A 14,724-nucleotide genomic window follows, 5' to 3' on the forward strand; every position below is an offset into this window, starting at 1 on the left:
CTCCCCATGTCCCCCCGCGGCGACCCGGAGCCCCGAGCTCTCAGGGTCTGCCGCCCTCCCGGTTCCTGTCTCCCCCGGGGGACGACGGGCAACCCCGCAACGTTGTCACTCAAAGGTGGGGTCTTCGCCGTGAGCCCCGACTGTTCGAATAAAGGTTCGATAGTCTGACGCGGCGGTCACAGGAGTGGGGGTGTCACGACGCATGGTGCGACGGATCGATGTGACGGGCGCTGACGGAATCCAGCTGGCGGCATGGGAGTTCGCCGATCCGCCCAAGGCCGGCCCCGAGGCTCTGGCCGGCGCCGCCGCGCCGAGCGTGCCGAGCGCGCCAGGCAGCCGAACGGACAGGGCCGACAGGCCCCCGGACGCCGGACAGGAGCCTGGGACACCGCGCCGCAAACCACCGGGCGTGCTGCTGTTGCACGGACTGATGGGCCGCGCCTCGCACTGGGCCGGCACGGCCCGCTGGCTCACCGATCGCTACCGCGCCATCGCCCTCGACCAGCGCGGCCACGGCCGCAGCGGCAAACCGGACGAGGCGCGCTACGACCGGGAGGCGTACGTCGCCGACGCGGAGGCCGCGCTCGAACATCTAGGCCTCGCCCCGGTCGCGCTCGTCGGCCACGCCATGGGCGCGCTGACTGCCTGGCAACTGGCCGCCAAACGCCCCGACCTCGTCCAGGCCCTGGTGATCAGCGATATGCGGGCCTCGGCCCTCGGCGAGCAGTCGCAGCGCGAGTGGGAGGAGTGGTTCAAGTCCTGGCCGGTCCCTTTTGCGACACTCGCCGACGTACGCAGATGGTTCGGCGAGGACGACCCCTCGCTGGAGCGCCCCCGGCCCTCGCGCGGTGAGTTCTTCGCCGAGGTGATGACCGAGGGGGAGGACGGCTGGCGGCCGGTGTTCTCACCGGAGGTGATGATGCGGGTCCGCGAGGCGTGGGTGTACGACGCGCACTGGGACGAGCTCGCCCAGGTGCGCTGCCCCACCCTCGTGGTCCGCGGACTCGACGGCGAGTTGGGCCGCGCCGAGGCGCAGGAGATGGTGCGGGTGCTGCCGCGCGGCATCTACGCCGAGGTGACCGAGGCAGGGCATCTGATCCACTACGACCAGCCGGACGACTGGCGGCGCGTCGTCGAGCCGTTCCTCCAGGCCGCCCTCCCCGCCGACCGCTACGCGGGCTGACGCCGCCTGCGGTGGTATGCCCCGCCGCGCACCGGCTGCTCCCGAACAGCGGCAGCGGGCCCGGCGTCGGGCCTCAGGCATCGGGAGCGAAGGGCGCTTCGCGGCCGCAGGCGTAGGCCAGGGTGGGCAACAGCTCATCGACGTCCGGGAGCCAGCGGTTGGCGGCGTTGGGCTCTCGGGCCCACTGGACGGCTCCGCGGGTGCCGAACCGGGTGGGCGGGGCCGCGACCCAGTCGCCCGCTCCCTTGGCGTGCAGATCCAGCGCGGTGGGCGACCAGCCCAGCCGGCGGATGGTGGCCGGGACCTTGGCGGCGACGCCGGGGAGGACGAAGAAGACCATCCGGCCGTGCGGAGTGCAGGTGACAGGCCCCAGCGGCTGTGACATCCGCTCCAGCCGGGCCAGCGCCAGACAGCCCACGGTCTGAGAGACCTCCAGTGCGTCGAAGGCGCGGCCGGTCGGCAGCAGTACGGCGGCGCGCGGCTCGGTCTCCCACAACCGGCGCACAGTTGTCGCGCTCCCCGTCGTCTCGTCCGCCCAGCGTGCGCGCGCCGGGTGCGCGCCGGGTGCGGGGCAGCCGGACTCGCCGCAGGCGCAGCGCGGGACGCCGTCCACCGTCTCCAGCCAGGTGCCGGGAAAGACGTCCCAGGCCCGCTCCTGGGCGTAGCGCACCGCGTGTTCGAGCGGGGAAGCGGGCGGAGCGGCGGCGGAGGTCGTTCGCTGTCGGGGGAGGCGCGTGTTCGTGGTCGCTCCAGAGGTAAAGGTGATGGTCTCTTCCACGACCATCACAACTTTCGTCCCTCGGAGGGGTTACGGGGGCGGAACGGGGCGGGTCGAGGCGCGACGGTGCATACGGCGGCCGTGCCGTCGCCGTTTCCGCGGTTCAGGGGGCAGGCCGCGCTCGGAACGGCGCATGGGGGCATGTGTAGGGGCGCGTGCACAGAAGAGCCGTCTTGGGTGGGTAGTCCCTCTCCGGTGCACTGTGCTGTGAAGGGTGGGGTTTGCCGGGGATCACGGGCATTTGCACCGATCAGTGAGCTGTGACCAAGCCGGGTCCGCACCACGGAAACGCTGAACCGAGGGGGGATCGCATGGCCGCCAGGCCGCTCGTCGCGAGGCAGCCCAACGAACGGCTGCAAGCGCTCATACAGGAAGCGGGGTGCTCGAACGCGGGCCTCGCCCGCCGCGTCAACATGTGCGGCGCCGAGCACGGACTGGATCTGCGCTACGACAAGACCTCCGTCGCCCGCTGGCTGCGCGGACAGCAGCCGCGCGGCCGCGCCCCCGGCATCATCGCCGAGGCCCTCGGCCGAAAACTGGGGCGTACGGTGACGATCGACGAGATCGGCATGGCCAACGGCAAGAACCTCGCCTCCGGCGTCGGCCTCCAGTTCGCCCCCACGGTCGTAGGCGCCGTCGAGCAGGTCTGCGAACTGTGGCGCAGCGACGTGGGCCGCAGGGACTTCCTGACCGGCTCGACCGTGGCCGCCTCCGCGCTCGTCGAGCCGAGCCGCGACTGGCTGATCACCCAGCCCGACAACCAAGTTGCCCGCTCCTCCGGGGCCCGGGTGGGCGAGGCGGATGTGGCGGCCGTACAGGCGATGACCGAGGCGCTGTCCGAGCTCGACCACCGCTACGGCAGCGGCCACATCCGGCCCGTGGTGGTGCACTACCTCAACAGCGTCGTCGCGGGGCTGCTCGCGGGCTCCTACAAGGAGGCGGTCGGCCGGTCGCTGTTCGCCGCGGTGGCCCGGCTGACCGAACTGGCGGGCTATATGGCCGTGGACACCGGTCAGCACGGGCTGGCGCAGCGCTACTACATCCAGTCCCTGCGGTTGGCCCAGGCTGCGGGGGACCGGGCGTACGGCGGCTATGTGCTCGCCGCCGGGATGAGTCATCTGGCCGCCTCGCTGGGCAACCCCCGCGAGATCGCGCAGCTGGCCCGCGCGGCACAGGAGGGGGCGCGCGGGAGGGTGACGCCGCGCGTGGAGGCGATGTTCCACGCCGCCGAGGCGCGCGGGCACGCGCTGATGGGGGACGCGCGCGCCTGCGAGGCCGCAGTCACCCGCGCTCTGACGGCGATGGACGGCGCAGAGGCGGCTGCCGACTCCGGTGACGACCCGCTCTGGATCGCCCACTTCGACCGCGCCTACCTCGCCGACGAACTGGCCCACTGCCACCGCGATCTGGGCCAGGCCGAGAGCGCGGCAGCGCGCGCCGAGGAGGCCGTCACCGGGCACCCGGAGGGGCGGGCCAGGCGGCGCGCGATCGGGCTGTTCCTGCTGGCCGACGCTCAGGTGCAGCAGCGCGAGGTGGAACGTGCCTGCCATACGGCCGGGCAGGCGGCGCAGTTGCTCGCCGGGCTGCGGTCGGACCGGGGCGCGGAGTATCTGGACGACTTCCGGCAGCGGCTGGAGCCGTACCGACAGGAGCCGGTGGTGCGGGAGTTCCACGAGAGCCTGGAGTCGGCCGCAGTGGCGTGAGGTGCCCATGCCGCCGACAGCGAGCAGCCGGGGCAACAGGTGCGCACCGGCTCCGCGGAATGCGGAGTTCGCCCCTGTTTGAGAGCTTCATAACGACATCAGGTGAAGGAAGGGTGTCCGCACATCTGGGTGCGTGGTCCCCCGTTGGTGTGAACCGGTAGCGTGAGCCGACGCTTCCGCAAGCCATGCGAACGAGGAGTCTCGGTGACAACGCACAACGGACGCGGACAGGACGGGACTTCCGGCTCCGCCGGTGACGCCCTGCCCGCCTCCACGACCCCGTACGAGGGGGTCGTGCTGCCGGCCAACGGCGACCCCTGGACTCCTCAGCAGCAGCGCCAGGCCGAGCGCGAGCGCGTACGCCCGCCCGCTGGGCAGCCCTGGGGGGAGCCTTGGGGCCCCGGCTCCGAGACGGCGCACGGCGGCGCCCCGGACAGCGGTGCGGACACCGGTGCCCCTGAGGGCGCCCCCGGCTACTGGGGCGCCCCGCAGGACACCGCCCCCGGCGGCTCGCTGCCCCTCCCTCCGGAGGGCACCCCGGCCCGCCCGCGGACTCCTCCCGCTCCTGCTGCTCCTGCTGGTCCCGGTGCGATGCCGTTGCCGGACGGGCCCGGCGCTCCCGGACCGGGTGCGATGCCGTCGTCCGGCGCGGGGTACGCGCAGCCGGGCGTCGGTATGCCGGAGCCGTACGGGGCGTCCTCGGCGGGCGGCGGCACCCACGCGCTGCCCCCACAGGAGCCACAACCGCAGCCGCAGCTGCAACCACAGCCGCAATCACAGTCGCAGCCGCAGCCCGGAGCCCGGCGGGGTTCCGGACGGCACGCGATGCCGGACCGCTCCGACGCCGGGGCGGCTCCGCCGGCACCGCCCGTACCGCCGATGCCCGCCGCAGCGCCGGCGCCGCCCGCCGGGCCGCCGGCGGGACCGCAGGGCGGGTTCGGTGACAGCGAGGCCACTCAGATGCTGCCGCCCTTCGCGGCGGGCGGGGCGCCCGCCGGTGGCCCGGTCGGCGCGGAGGACGGCACGCAGATGTTGCCGCCGCAGCAGCCCGCCGGGCCGGTGGGAGGCAGTCCGGACAGCGAGGCCACGCAGTATCTGCCTCCCGTCGCGGGCGGCGTGGACAGCGACTCCGAGGCGACCCAGATGCTTCCCCCGATGTCGGGCGGGAGCGGCGCACCCGGTGCCGGTGCCGGTGCCGGGGCGGCCGCAGCGGGCGGTACGGGGGCCCGGCGGCCCCTGCCGGAGTTCGAGAACCTCTTCCGTTCCGACTCCCCGCGCTCCGCGGGGCCCGGGCAGCCGGCGGCGGGCCACGACGAGCCGGGCTCGACCCAGAGCCTGCCGATATTCGACCAGGCAACGCAGACGCAGACACAGGCGCCGCCCCGCACCGGCTACGGCTACCCGCAGCAGGGCGCACCGCGTGGTGGCTACGGCTACCCGCAGCAGCCGCCGGGGCCGCAGCGCGGCGGTGCGGGCTACGGCTACCCGCAGCCGGGCTCACAGCAGTACGAGCCGCAGCCCGGCGGCCGGGCGGCGCGGCGCGACGCCGACCGCGGGCGGCGCAGGACGTCTCCGGCGCTGCTGATCACGGGCGGCCTGGTGGGCGTGGCGGTGATCGGCCTCGTCGTCGGGCTCCTCCTCGCGAACGGCGGTGACGAGCCCGCCGACGACAAGCCGAAGGCCTCCAGCGCCCCCGCGGGAGAGAAGTCCTCCGCGGCGCCGGACCCCGCCGAGGAGCAGGCCAAGAAGCTGGACGCGCTGCTGGCCGACAGCAACAACAGCCGCTCCAGCGTCATCCGTTCCGTACAGAACATCAGGGCCTGCAAGTCGCTGGGCAAGGCGGCGGCCGATCTGCGGTCAGCGGCCAAGCAGCGCACCGGACTGGTGCGACGGCTCGACAAGCTGAAGACGGACCACATCCCCGACAGCGCGGAACTGAACTCGGCCCTCAAGAGTGCCTGGCGCTCCTCGGCCTCCGCCGACACCCACTACGCGGCCTGGGCCGACCAGGTGGCACGCAAAAAGGGCTGCCACAAGGGCAAGGCCAAGCCGACAGGCCGGCTTTCCGCGGGCAACCGTGCCAGCGGCAGCGCGACCACCGCCAAGAAGAAGGCGGCGGGGCTGTGGAACCCGACGGCGAAGAAGTACGGCCTCAAGGAGCGGCAGTACACCGCGCTGTGAGCGCCGTTGGCCTGCGCCGGGAGGCGCCCGGGCTGGGAGACGCTGGGCAGGGCGCAGGCGCCGGGCAGGGTGCGCTCCCAAGGGAGAGCGGCTTTCCCAGGGAGCGTGAGGGCGGGGCCGAGGGGCCGGTGCGCGGAACGTAGGGTCGGTGACCATGCAGCAAGCAGGTTCCGTGAAGTCTTCCCGACGTGGCCGTCGTTCCACCACCATAGGCGGCATGCCTGTCAACGACGTGCCCTGGTGGCGCTGGCGCAGCAACGTGCGCTCCGCGCTGCACATGCTCTCCGACCAGACGTTCCAGCACGAGTGCTGGCTGGCCGGACGCCCCGGATACGGCGATGTCACGGACGCCGTCTACCGCCTGGTCGAGGACACCTGGCTGGACAACTGGTCGGCGGAGAAATACGTCGGAACGATCTTCCGGGACGCGCAGGAAGCCCAGCTGGTGGACGCCGCCGTGCTGCGGGTGCTGCGCATCATGCACCAGGTCGGCGCGGACGCCCCCGTCGCCTCGTATCTGGAACACCCGGCCTGGCCGGAGGCGGTACGGGCTGCGCGGGAGGCCCATGCGCTGCTCGCCGGCAACGACGGGGAGGACCCGGACGAGCCGCCGCGCTCCCTGGAGGTCCTGGCGATCATGCTCAGGGCGGTGTGACCGGTCGGACGGCATGCTCAGGCACCCTGAGTGATGTGCCAGTCTTGAAACCATGAGCCAGTCGCACTCCGCCCCCGACAACTCCGCTGAAACCGCTGAAACCGCCGAAAAGGCTGAAGGCGAGTCGGCGGGTCAGTTCGTCCTCACCCTCTCGTGCCCGGACAACCAGGGCATCGTGCACGCCGTCTCCAGCTATCTGTTCATGACGGGCTGCAACATCGAGGACAGCCAGCAGTTCGGGGACCGCGACACCGGGCTCTTCTTCATGCGCGTCCACTTCACCGGCAGCACCACCGTGGAGAAGCTGCGGGCCAGCTTCTCCGCCGTCGGCGACTCCTTCCGGATGGACTGGCAGATCCACCGGGCCGAGGAGAAGATGCGGGTCATCCTGATGGTGAGCAAGTTCGGGCACTGCCTGAACGACCTGCTCTTCCGCTCCCGGATCGGCGCGCTCCCCATCGAGATCGCCGCCGTGGTCTCCAACCACACGGACTTCGCCGAACTCGTCTCCTCCTACGGCATCCCCTTCCACCACATCCCTGTGACGAAGGACACCAAGGCGGCCGCGGAGGAGCGACTGCTGGAGCTGGTCGAGGCGGAGCAGGTCGAACTCGTGGTCCTGGCCCGCTATATGCAGGTCCTCTCCGACAACCTGTGCAAGCAGCTGTCCGGGCGGATCATCAACATCCACCACTCCTTCCTGCCGAGCTTCAAGGGCGCCAAGCCGTACCACCAGGCGCACGCCCGCGGCGTCAAGCTGATCGGCGCCACGGCGCACTATGTGACGGCCGACCTCGACGAGGGGCCGATCATCGAGCAGGAGGTCGAGCGCGTCGGCCACCAGGTCACCCCCGAGCAGCTGGTCGCCGTCGGACGTGACGTGGAGTGCCAGGCGCTGGCCCGCGCGGTGAAGTGGCACAGCGAGCACCGCGTACTGCTCAACGGCCACCGCACGGTCGTCTTCGCCTGACCGGCCCCGGCCGCATGCGAGGGCCGGGCCGCACCCGCGCTACAACCGCGAAAGCGAAGCCGTGGCGAAGAGGACGTCCTTGATGGCCTGCCGGTCGCCGTCGTGGCCCGCGGCAGCCTCCAGCGGCTGCACATGACCGGCCGCGAGCTGGCAGAACTCCACCCCGTCCAGGGCGATGTGGGCGACCTTGCTCTCCGGGGAGGCGCGGGCGCCAGGGGAGTCGAGCGGGATGTACCAGTCGCCGCCCCCGTTGCCCTCGATCTCCAGGTGCAGGGTGCGGCCCGGCGCACCGGCCATGGCCAGACCGTGGGGCGGCGGCGCCAGCCCCGTACGGCGGCGGGCGGCGATCGCGCCGGGCAACTGCCGGGCCGCGAGGTCGACCAGCAGATTCAGATGGGCGGGCCCTGGCGGTCCGTACGGGTAGTCGACGGCGTCCGCGATGTCCTCCGCGTGCATCCAGCACTCGAAGGCGCGGTCCAGGAACGCGTCGCGCAGCGGCAGCGAGAAGTTGCCGTAGGAGACGAGCCGCCCGTGCGCGGTGCGGTCGCCCAGGGCGCTGCCGTCGTCCACGGCCAGGAACGACACGTCGCGGATCATGGCGTGGCTCTGCTGCCGCCAGGGTTCGCGGGCGGCCGGCGTGTGGTGCCGGGCACCGCTCAGCGACCAGTAGATCTCCGTGCGCGTCTGCGGGTCGGCGCCGGATGCGGCGGCGGGTCCGGCAGTGGGCGCGTCGGCGGGCAGCGCTGCTGCGGGCAGCGGGTCGGGCAGTCCGATCCCGGCCGCGACCAGTCCGTCGACGGCGAGCAGGTGACCGAGGACGCCGGCCACGGTCGTCTCCCTGGTGGTCTGCTGTTCGCCGTCGAACCAGCGCAGTTGTACCGGCGCCCGCCACTCCTCCTCGGCCATGTCGCGCAGCAGGGCGTCCAGCCGGGCCGTCTCCGCGTCGTAGGGAGCCACCCAGGCGGGCACCGGAATACGCGCCGGACGACGGTGCAGACAGCCTTCCAGCACCCGGGAGCGCAGCATCGGGTCGAGGTCGAGGCTGTCCTCGGAGTGCAGCAGTCCCACCGCGTCGCGCAGCCGCAGTGCCTCCTCCGCGCAGGGTGCGCAGTCGGTCAGATGCGTTTCGACGGCGGCGGTCTCCTCCTGGGAACAGGCCGCCAGCGCCCAGGCGCCGAGCAGCGAGGTGAGGGTGCGATGGTCGCGTAGCTCGCCCTCGGGCCCTGGTTCGGCGGAGCCTGTGGCAGGGGAGGGCCCGCTGCGTCCCGGCACGGACGGCTGTTCCGGGCCGGGCGGCGTCGGCGGTGGTGTCGGTGAGGTGCTCATGGCCGTTGCCCCGAGCCCGGTGGCGCCATGGCGGGTTGCGTCACGGCGGAGGAGAGGAGCTGGAGGCCGAGCCGCAGCCTGCGCCGGGCCTCGTCCTCGGTGACGCCGAGCGTACGTGCAGTCTGGCGGTAGTCGCGGCGCTCGAAATACGCCAGTTCGAGCGCTGCCCGCAGTGAGGAGGGCATGGAGGTGACGATGTAGTCGGCGCGGGCCGCGGTGGCCGCGGTACGGACCTGCTCCTCGAACCGCTCGGCCTGCTCGGGGGAGCAGGGCCCGGCGCTGCGCTGCAGCTGCCGCAGCCTGCCGGTCGCCATCCGCTGCGTCAGATCCGCTATCCAGGACCGCATGGGGCCTTCACGCGGGTCGAAGGTGTGCGGGTTCTCCCAGATGTGGGCGAAGACCTCCCGGGTGGCGCTGTCGGCGGCCTCTTCGTCGTCCAGCACCCGGTGGGCCAGGCCGTGCACGAGGGAGGCGAAGCGGTCATAGAGCTCGCCGAGCGCCGCGGCCTCGCCGCGCGCGAGCCGCTGCTGCATCTTCCGGTCCCAGCGCGGTGGTGTGTCGTTCGCCATGATGGCCCCCAGCCCCTCGGGTCCGCCGCCGGCTGCCCGTCCGCATCGGTCCGCGTCCGGCAGTGCCGCTTTCGGCGTTCCCTTCCGCCTCGTGTGATGCCCGTTCTCTAGTGGTGTTCATCGACCCCTCGAATGTAGTGCGAGCAACTGACAACGCACGCCCCTTTTGCGGCAACGCGCGCCCCCGATGGTTGCCCAGGGTGTACTTTCCCTCACAGAGCGCTTGGGCCGGGCGGGGGAGAGGGGCGGAAGGGGTGGCAGCTGCCGAGCGTTATGGGGGCGTGACCACAAGTTCTCGCAGGTTCCCCCGGGTAATACCGCCGGACCGCTTAGGGTCGTTTCCCTGGGACCAGTTTTGGAGGGGTAGGCCAGGGCAGCCGACTGTTGTAGGCGATCGACGAAGGGGTTGCGGGGAGTGTCGTTGAAGGTGCTGGAGGAGGAGCGGGGCGGATGGGCCGTGCTCCGGGTCTCCGGTGAGCTGGACCTGGTCACCTCGCCCGCAGTGCGGCAGCACGTGCACGATGCCGTGGCGGAGGGGCGCAGAAGCCTGGTACTCGATCTGTCCGAGGTCCTCTTCTGCGATTCCAGCGGAGTGGGTGTCCTGATCGCCTCGCGACGACTGATGCGCTCCTGTGCGGGGCGGCTGCGGCTGATCCTGCCCGCGCGCGGCGCCGAGGACGGCTCGCATGTGAACCGGGTGCTGGCGGCGCTGGGAGTGCGGCGCCTCTTCGACTGCTACCCGGACCTGGCAGCGGCCACCGAGGCACACACCGCCACCGGCCCGCTCACGGCCTGACCGCGCACGGCCCGACCGTTCACGGCCCGACCGCGCACTGCTGTGCCGGCCAACCGGTCCTCCGGAGCCGTGCCTGCCGTCCGGGCCTCCTGAAGTCAGCTGAATCTCTCCCGCAGCTGGTATTTGAGCACCTTGCGCAGCGTGCCGTTGCGCGGCAGCTGCGCCATCACCTCCAACTGCTCCGGCAGTTTGTAGGTGGCCAGTCCCACGCCCCTTAAATACGCGGTCAGTTCGCCGAGCGTGACCGGCGGCGCCCCTGTGGGCTGTTCGACGACCGCGCAGACCCGCTCGCCCCGCTCCGGGTCGGGCAGCCCGATCACCGCAGCGTCGGCGACCGCAGGGTGTTCGTAGAGGAGCTGCTCGATCTCCTTGGCCGAGATGTTCTCGCCCTTGCGGATGATGATGTCCTTGGTGCGTCCGGTGAGCACCAGGTGCCCGCTCTCCAGTACGCGCCCCACGTCGCCGGTGATCAGAAAGCCGTCCGCGTCGAACGCCTCCGCGGTCCTGACCGGGTCCAGATAGCCCTGGCACACCGCCTCGCCGCGCAGCCGGACCTCTCCCTCGCTCCCGGGCGGCAGCAGTGCACCGTCAGGACCGGTGATCCGGATCTCCATCCCCGCCGGCGGGCGGCCCTCTGTGGTGGCGAGCTGTTCCGGGGTGTCGTCGGGAGAGCCCATGGTGATCATCGGCGCCTCGGTCATGCCGTAGCCGTGGGTGAGTTGGCAGCCCAGTTCGGCGACCACCTCGTGGTAGAGCTCCGGAGGCTTGGGCGCGCCCCCGCCCGCGAGCAGCCGCAGCGCGGGGAGCAGCTTGTGGCCGGGGCGCTTGCGCTGTTCGGCCAGGAACATCGAGTAGAACGCCGTCGAGCCGCCCGCCGTGGTCACCCCGTGCCGCCGGTAGCCCGCCAGCGCGCCGGGCATCGCGAACTTCTCGAACAGTACGGCGGGGAATCCGTACAGCAGCAGCATCACCAGGTAGTCGGGGCCGCCGATGTGCGCGTAAGGGAAGGCGATCGAGCCGACGTCGTCGGAGCGCAGCCGGAGCGCGTGCGCCAGGCAGGAGCCGCCCGCGATCAGACTGCGGTCGGTGTGACGCACCCCGCACGGCTGAGAGGTGGTGCCGGAGGTCCAGTAGATCCAGCGCACTGCCGTGCCGTCGGTGGGGGGCTCCGGAAGTGCGGTGGGGGAGCCCGGATCGGCGTCCGGAAGGGTGTCGTACGCGGTCAGGGTGCGCGGCGTCGGCCCGTGCTGCTCGCGGACGCGGTCGGAAAGCGCGGCGTAGTCGGTGCCGTTCCACTGGCCGGGGTGTATATACCAGTCCGCTTCGGTCGCCCGCAGCGCGAGGGCGATCTCGCGTTCCCGGTGCCCCGGTATCAGCGGCGTTTGCCGTACGCCGAGCCGGGCCAGGGCGAGGGAGAGCACGACGGTCTCGATGCGGGTGGGCAGTTGCCAGGCGGCGGTGTGCGCGGGGCGCACGCCCTGCTCGTACAGCCCGGCGGCGGTGCGCTCGGCGCGGGTGCGGAGCTGGGCGAAGGTGAGGGAGGGGTCGTCAACGGGGGTGTCTTGTTCGGGGTCAACGGGGTTGTCGTCAACGAGGTTGTCGTCAACCGAGCTGTCGTCAATGCGGTTGTCGTCAACCCGGTTGTCGCCGACTCGGGGGCCGTCGGCCCGGCAGTCGTCGATTTCCTCGTCAACCGTGTTGTCGGACGCCTGGATGAGCACCGGCGCGTCCGGACTCAGCTCCGCCCGGCGTACGACCAGTTCCCACAGGGTGCGCGAGGCGCTGAGCTCATGTGCGACAGCGGACATGCTGCCCCCTAGGTTCCCCAGGAGAGATCAATACCTGACGCTCCGTCAGGATTCTCGGAAGCGTAGGGCGGGACGCCTTGTCGGTCCAGAGGCCGCGGGGCTAGCCTCTTTCCGATCCAGTCCTGACGGGTCATCAGATTCATCGGTATGGCGAGGGGGCCACGCCCGTGACCGAACTACCGCGCATCATCAGCGTCGACGACCATGTGATCGAGCCCGCGCACCTCTTCGAGACCTGGCTGCCGGCCAAGTACCGTGACCGGGGCCCCAAGCCCGTCACCGCCGGAATCGGTGAACTGGAGTACGTCGGCGGCAAGTACCGGATCACCATGGACCCGGACGGGCCGCCCACCGACTGGTGGATCTACGAGGACCTGAAGTTCCCGTACAAGCGCAATATCGCCGCAGTCGGCTTCGACCGGGACGAGATGACGCTGGAGGGCATCACCCGCGAGCAGATGCGGCCCGGCTGCTGGGACCCGGCCGAGCGCCTCAAGGACATGGACCTCAACCACGTGGAAGCCTCGCTGTGTTTCCCCACCTTCCCCCGGTTCTGCGGCCAGACCTTCGCCGAGGCGCACGACAAGGAGGTCGCACTGGCCTGCGTCCGCGCCTACAACGACTGGATGGTCGAGGAGTGGTGCGGCGACTCGGGGGGCCGGCTCATCCCGCTGTGCCTCATTCCGCTGTGGGACATCGAACTGGCCGTCGCCGAGATCCAGCGCAACGCGGCGCGAGGGGTGCGTGCGGTCACCTTCAGCGAGATTCCGACGTATCTCGGCCTGCCCAGCATCCACAGCGGCTACTGGGACCCCTTTTTCGCCGCCTGCGAGGAGACCGGCACCGTCGTCAACATGCACATCGGGTCCTCCTCCCAGATGCCCGCCGCCTCCCCCGACGCGCCCCCGGCCGTCCAGGCGTCGCTGTCCTTCAACAACGCGATGGCCTCGATGACGGACTTCCTCTTCAGTGGCGTGCTCGTCAGGTTTCCGCGGCTGAAGCTCGCCTACAGCGAGGGCCAGATGGGCTGGATTCCGTACGCACTGGAGCGCGCCGACGACGTATGGGAGGAGCACCGCGCCTGGGGCGGCGTCCGCGACCTGATCCCCGAGCCGCCCTCGACCTACTACTACCGGCAGATCTTCTGCTGCTTCTTCCGCGACAAACACGGCGTCACCGCACTGGATACGGTCGGCCGCGACAACGCCACCTTCGAGACCGACTACCCGCACGTCGACTCGACGTTCCCGCACACCAAACGGGTCGCCCTGGAGCACATGAAGGGGCTGGACGACGAGACCGTCCACAAGCTGATGCGGGGCAACGCCATCCGCATGCTTGAGCTCGATCTGGTGTGAGGTCCGGGTCCGACCGGTGTGAGTTCCCGGCCCGGGTGAGGGGGCGTCCATGGAGCTGGCGTATACGCGGGAGGAAGAGGAGTTCCGGGCGCGGTTGCGCGCCTGGCTCGCCGAGGTGCTGCCCACTCTGCCGCCCCGCCCCGATCCGCTGGACTGGCCCGCGCGGCGCGCGTACGACATGGACTGGCAGCGCAGGCTGTACGACGCCGGCTACGCCGGACTTCACTGGCCAAAGGACGCAGGCGGCCAGGGCGCTACGCCAACCCAGCACCTGATCTTCCTGGAGGAGACGGAAGCGGCCGGAGCGCCGTACGTCGGTGCCGGATTCGTCGGACTGCTGCACGCCGGGCCGACGATCGCGGCTGAGGGCAGCCCGCAGCAGCGCGCCCGCTGGCTGCCGCCGATCCTGCGCGGCGATGAGGTGTGGTGCCAGGGGTTCTCCGAGCCGGACGCCGGCTCGGACCTGGCGTCGCTGCGTACCCGCGCCGTGCGCGACGGCGACAGCTATGTGGTGACCGGCAGCAAGATCTGGACCTCGCACGCCGAGGTCGCCGACTGGTGCGAACTGCTGGTCCGCACCGACCAGGAAGCACCTCGGCACCGGGGCATCAGCTGGCTCGCGCTGCCCATGGACGCGCCCGGCGTCACCGTACGCCCGCTGCGCACGCCCACCGGGTCGCGGGAGTTCGCCGAGGTCTTCCTGGACGAGGTGCGGGTGCCCGTCGGCAACCGGGTCGGCGCCGAGAACGACGGCTGGCGCGTCACCATGGTGACCCTCTCCTTCGAGCGGGGCACCGCGTTCGTCGGCGAAGTCGTCGCCTGCCGTCGCACTCTGCGGCTGCTCGCGCGGCGTGCGCAGCAGAACGGCCGTTGGGACGACGCAGCAGTGCGCCGTCGGCTGGGCCGGCTGAACGCCGAATTCACCGCACTGTGGCGACTCATCCAGTGGAACGTCAGCGAGGCAGCGCACGGGCTGCGCCAGGGCGGCACCGGCGTGCCAGGAGTGGGCGGCTCGGTGTTCAAACTGCGCTACTCGCACGCACGGCAGGAGCTGTACGAGGCCGCTGCCGCCGTGCTGGGCCCCGACTCGCTCGACCTGGCGGAGGAGTGGGCACTGGAGCGGATCTCCTCCCTCTCGTACACCATCGCCGCCGGTACGACGCAGATCCAGCACACCATCGTCGCCGAGCGCATCCTCGGCCTGCCGAAGGGACGGTGACGGCCCGGATGGACTTCCGGCTGACCGAGGACCAGGAGGCCCTGCGGCGCGGCATGCGCGAACTGCTCGCGGTCCGCTTCGGGCGCGAGGCGTTGCGGGCCGTGGCGGACTGGGACGGTGGGGTGGACGGAGGCGGCAAGGCGGACGGGGACGGCGGCGGGGTGGACGGGGACGGCAG

At 71.6% G+C, this 14,724-nt stretch carries 12 protein-coding genes and 1 pseudogene; 9 read left to right on the forward strand and 4 right to left on the reverse strand.

Going from position 1 to position 14,724, the window contains the following annotated elements; all coding sequences use genetic code 11:
- Nucleotides 1-202: 202 nt before the first annotated feature.
- Nucleotides 203-1,183: an alpha/beta fold hydrolase gene (locus ITI46_RS28220; RefSeq protein WP_209242750.1), complete on the forward strand. Its 981-nt coding sequence runs from the start codon at nucleotides 203-205 to the stop codon at nucleotides 1,181-1,183.
- A gap of 73 nt (nucleotides 1,184-1,256) precedes the next feature.
- Here the strand turns inward: ITI46_RS28220 and ITI46_RS28225 are convergent, their stop codons facing one another.
- Nucleotides 1,257-1,967, reverse strand: a complete 711-nt coding sequence (locus ITI46_RS28225; protein WP_209242741.1) for a bifunctional DNA primase/polymerase — start codon at nucleotides 1,965-1,967, stop codon at nucleotides 1,257-1,259.
- Between the two features lie 305 nt (nucleotides 1,968-2,272).
- Between ITI46_RS28225 and ITI46_RS28230 the strand changes: the two genes are divergently transcribed.
- From ITI46_RS28230 to purU, 4 genes are all read left to right on the forward strand, one after another.
- Nucleotides 2,273-3,664, forward strand: coding sequence for an NsdA family TPR-like regulatory protein (locus ITI46_RS28230; protein ID WP_209242742.1), 1,392 nt, complete (start codon nucleotides 2,273-2,275; stop codon nucleotides 3,662-3,664).
- Between the two features lie 204 nt (nucleotides 3,665-3,868).
- Entirely contained in the window at nucleotides 3,869-5,845 is a 1,977-nt protein-coding gene (locus ITI46_RS28235; RefSeq protein WP_307808352.1) for a hypothetical protein, read from the forward strand.
- Between the two features lie 154 nt (nucleotides 5,846-5,999).
- Nucleotides 6,000-6,500 carry an SCO4402 family protein gene (locus ITI46_RS28240; protein WP_209242743.1) on the forward strand — a complete coding sequence of 167 codons (501 nt, stop codon included), beginning with the start codon at nucleotides 6,000-6,002 and terminating at the stop codon, nucleotides 6,498-6,500.
- Between the two features lie 52 nt (nucleotides 6,501-6,552).
- On the forward strand, nucleotides 6,553-7,470 hold the full coding sequence (gene purU / locus ITI46_RS28245) for a formyltetrahydrofolate deformylase (RefSeq protein ID WP_209242744.1): 918 nt from the start codon (nucleotides 6,553-6,555) through the stop codon (nucleotides 7,468-7,470).
- A gap of 39 nt (nucleotides 7,471-7,509) precedes the next feature.
- Here the strand turns inward: purU and ITI46_RS28250 are convergent, their stop codons facing one another.
- Entirely contained in the window at nucleotides 7,510-8,796 is a 1,287-nt protein-coding gene (locus ITI46_RS28250) for a zf-HC2 domain-containing protein (RefSeq protein ID WP_209242745.1), read from the reverse strand.
- Nucleotides 8,793-9,365, reverse strand: a complete 573-nt coding sequence (locus tag ITI46_RS28255) for a sigma-70 family RNA polymerase sigma factor (RefSeq protein ID WP_209242746.1) — start codon at nucleotides 9,363-9,365, stop codon at nucleotides 8,793-8,795. Before ITI46_RS28255 ends, ITI46_RS28250 begins: the two co-directional genes overlap by 4 nt.
- A gap of 415 nt (nucleotides 9,366-9,780) precedes the next feature.
- Here ITI46_RS28255 and ITI46_RS28260 point away from each other — a divergent pair, with 415 nt between their 5' ends.
- Nucleotides 9,781-10,161, forward strand: a complete 381-nt coding sequence (locus tag ITI46_RS28260; protein ID WP_209242747.1) for an STAS domain-containing protein — start codon at nucleotides 9,781-9,783, stop codon at nucleotides 10,159-10,161.
- Nucleotides 10,162-10,256: 95 nt separating this feature from the next.
- Here ITI46_RS28260 and ITI46_RS28265 read toward each other — a convergent pair whose 3' ends face one another.
- Nucleotides 10,257-11,969: a class I adenylate-forming enzyme family protein gene (locus ITI46_RS28265; RefSeq protein ID WP_247746722.1), complete on the reverse strand. Its 1,713-nt coding sequence runs from the start codon at nucleotides 11,967-11,969 to the stop codon at nucleotides 10,257-10,259.
- A 167-nt stretch (nucleotides 11,970-12,136) separates the two neighbouring features.
- On the opposite strand from ITI46_RS28265, the gene ITI46_RS28270 reads away from it, so the two are divergent.
- The 3 genes and pseudogenes from ITI46_RS28270 to ITI46_RS35160 form a co-directional block, all read left to right on the forward strand.
- Nucleotides 12,137-13,327 carry an amidohydrolase family protein gene (locus ITI46_RS28270; RefSeq protein WP_209242748.1) on the forward strand — a complete coding sequence of 397 codons (1,191 nt, stop codon included), beginning with the start codon at nucleotides 12,137-12,139 and terminating at the stop codon, nucleotides 13,325-13,327.
- A 49-nt stretch (nucleotides 13,328-13,376) separates the two neighbouring features.
- Nucleotides 13,377-14,546 (forward strand): acyl-CoA dehydrogenase family protein, encoded by a 1,170-nt coding sequence (locus ITI46_RS28275; RefSeq protein ID WP_209242749.1) that lies wholly within the window; start codon nucleotides 13,377-13,379, stop codon nucleotides 14,544-14,546.
- Between the two features lie 8 nt (nucleotides 14,547-14,554).
- A pseudogene (locus ITI46_RS35160) lies at nucleotides 14,555-14,724 on the forward strand (acyl-CoA dehydrogenase); the annotation flags it as partial.

The organism is Streptomyces oryzae (assembly GCF_017676365.1).
GTDB lineage: Bacteria > Actinomycetota > Actinomycetes > Streptomycetales > Streptomycetaceae > Streptomyces > Streptomyces oryzae.

What these genes read in the sequence shown, in the direction of transcription:
- ITI46_RS28220 (WP_209242750.1), top strand. Translation starts at nt 203, where the DNA reads ATGGTGCGACGGATCGATGTGACGGGCGCTGACGGAATCCAGCTGGCG.
- ITI46_RS28225 (WP_209242741.1), bottom strand. Translation starts at nt 1,967, where the DNA reads ATGGTCGTGGAAGAGACCATCACCTTTACCTCTGGAGCGACCACGAAC.
- ITI46_RS28230 (WP_209242742.1), top strand. Translation starts at nt 2,273, where the DNA reads ATGGCCGCCAGGCCGCTCGTCGCGAGGCAGCCCAACGAACGGCTGCAA.
- ITI46_RS28240 (WP_209242743.1), top strand. Translation starts at nt 6,000, where the DNA reads ATGCAGCAAGCAGGTTCCGTGAAGTCTTCCCGACGTGGCCGTCGTTCC.
- purU (WP_209242744.1), top strand. Translation starts at nt 6,553, where the DNA reads ATGAGCCAGTCGCACTCCGCCCCCGACAACTCCGCTGAAACCGCTGAA.
- ITI46_RS28250 (WP_209242745.1), bottom strand. Translation starts at nt 8,796, where the DNA reads ATGAGCACCTCACCGACACCACCGCCGACGCCGCCCGGCCCGGAACAG.
- ITI46_RS28255 (WP_209242746.1), bottom strand. Translation starts at nt 9,365, where the DNA reads ATGGCGAACGACACACCACCGCGCTGGGACCGGAAGATGCAGCAGCGG.
- ITI46_RS28265 (WP_247746722.1), bottom strand. Translation starts at nt 11,969, where the DNA reads ATGTCCGCTGTCGCACATGAGCTCAGCGCCTCGCGCACCCTGTGGGAA.
- ITI46_RS28275 (WP_209242749.1), top strand. Translation starts at nt 13,377, where the DNA reads ATGGAGCTGGCGTATACGCGGGAGGAAGAGGAGTTCCGGGCGCGGTTG.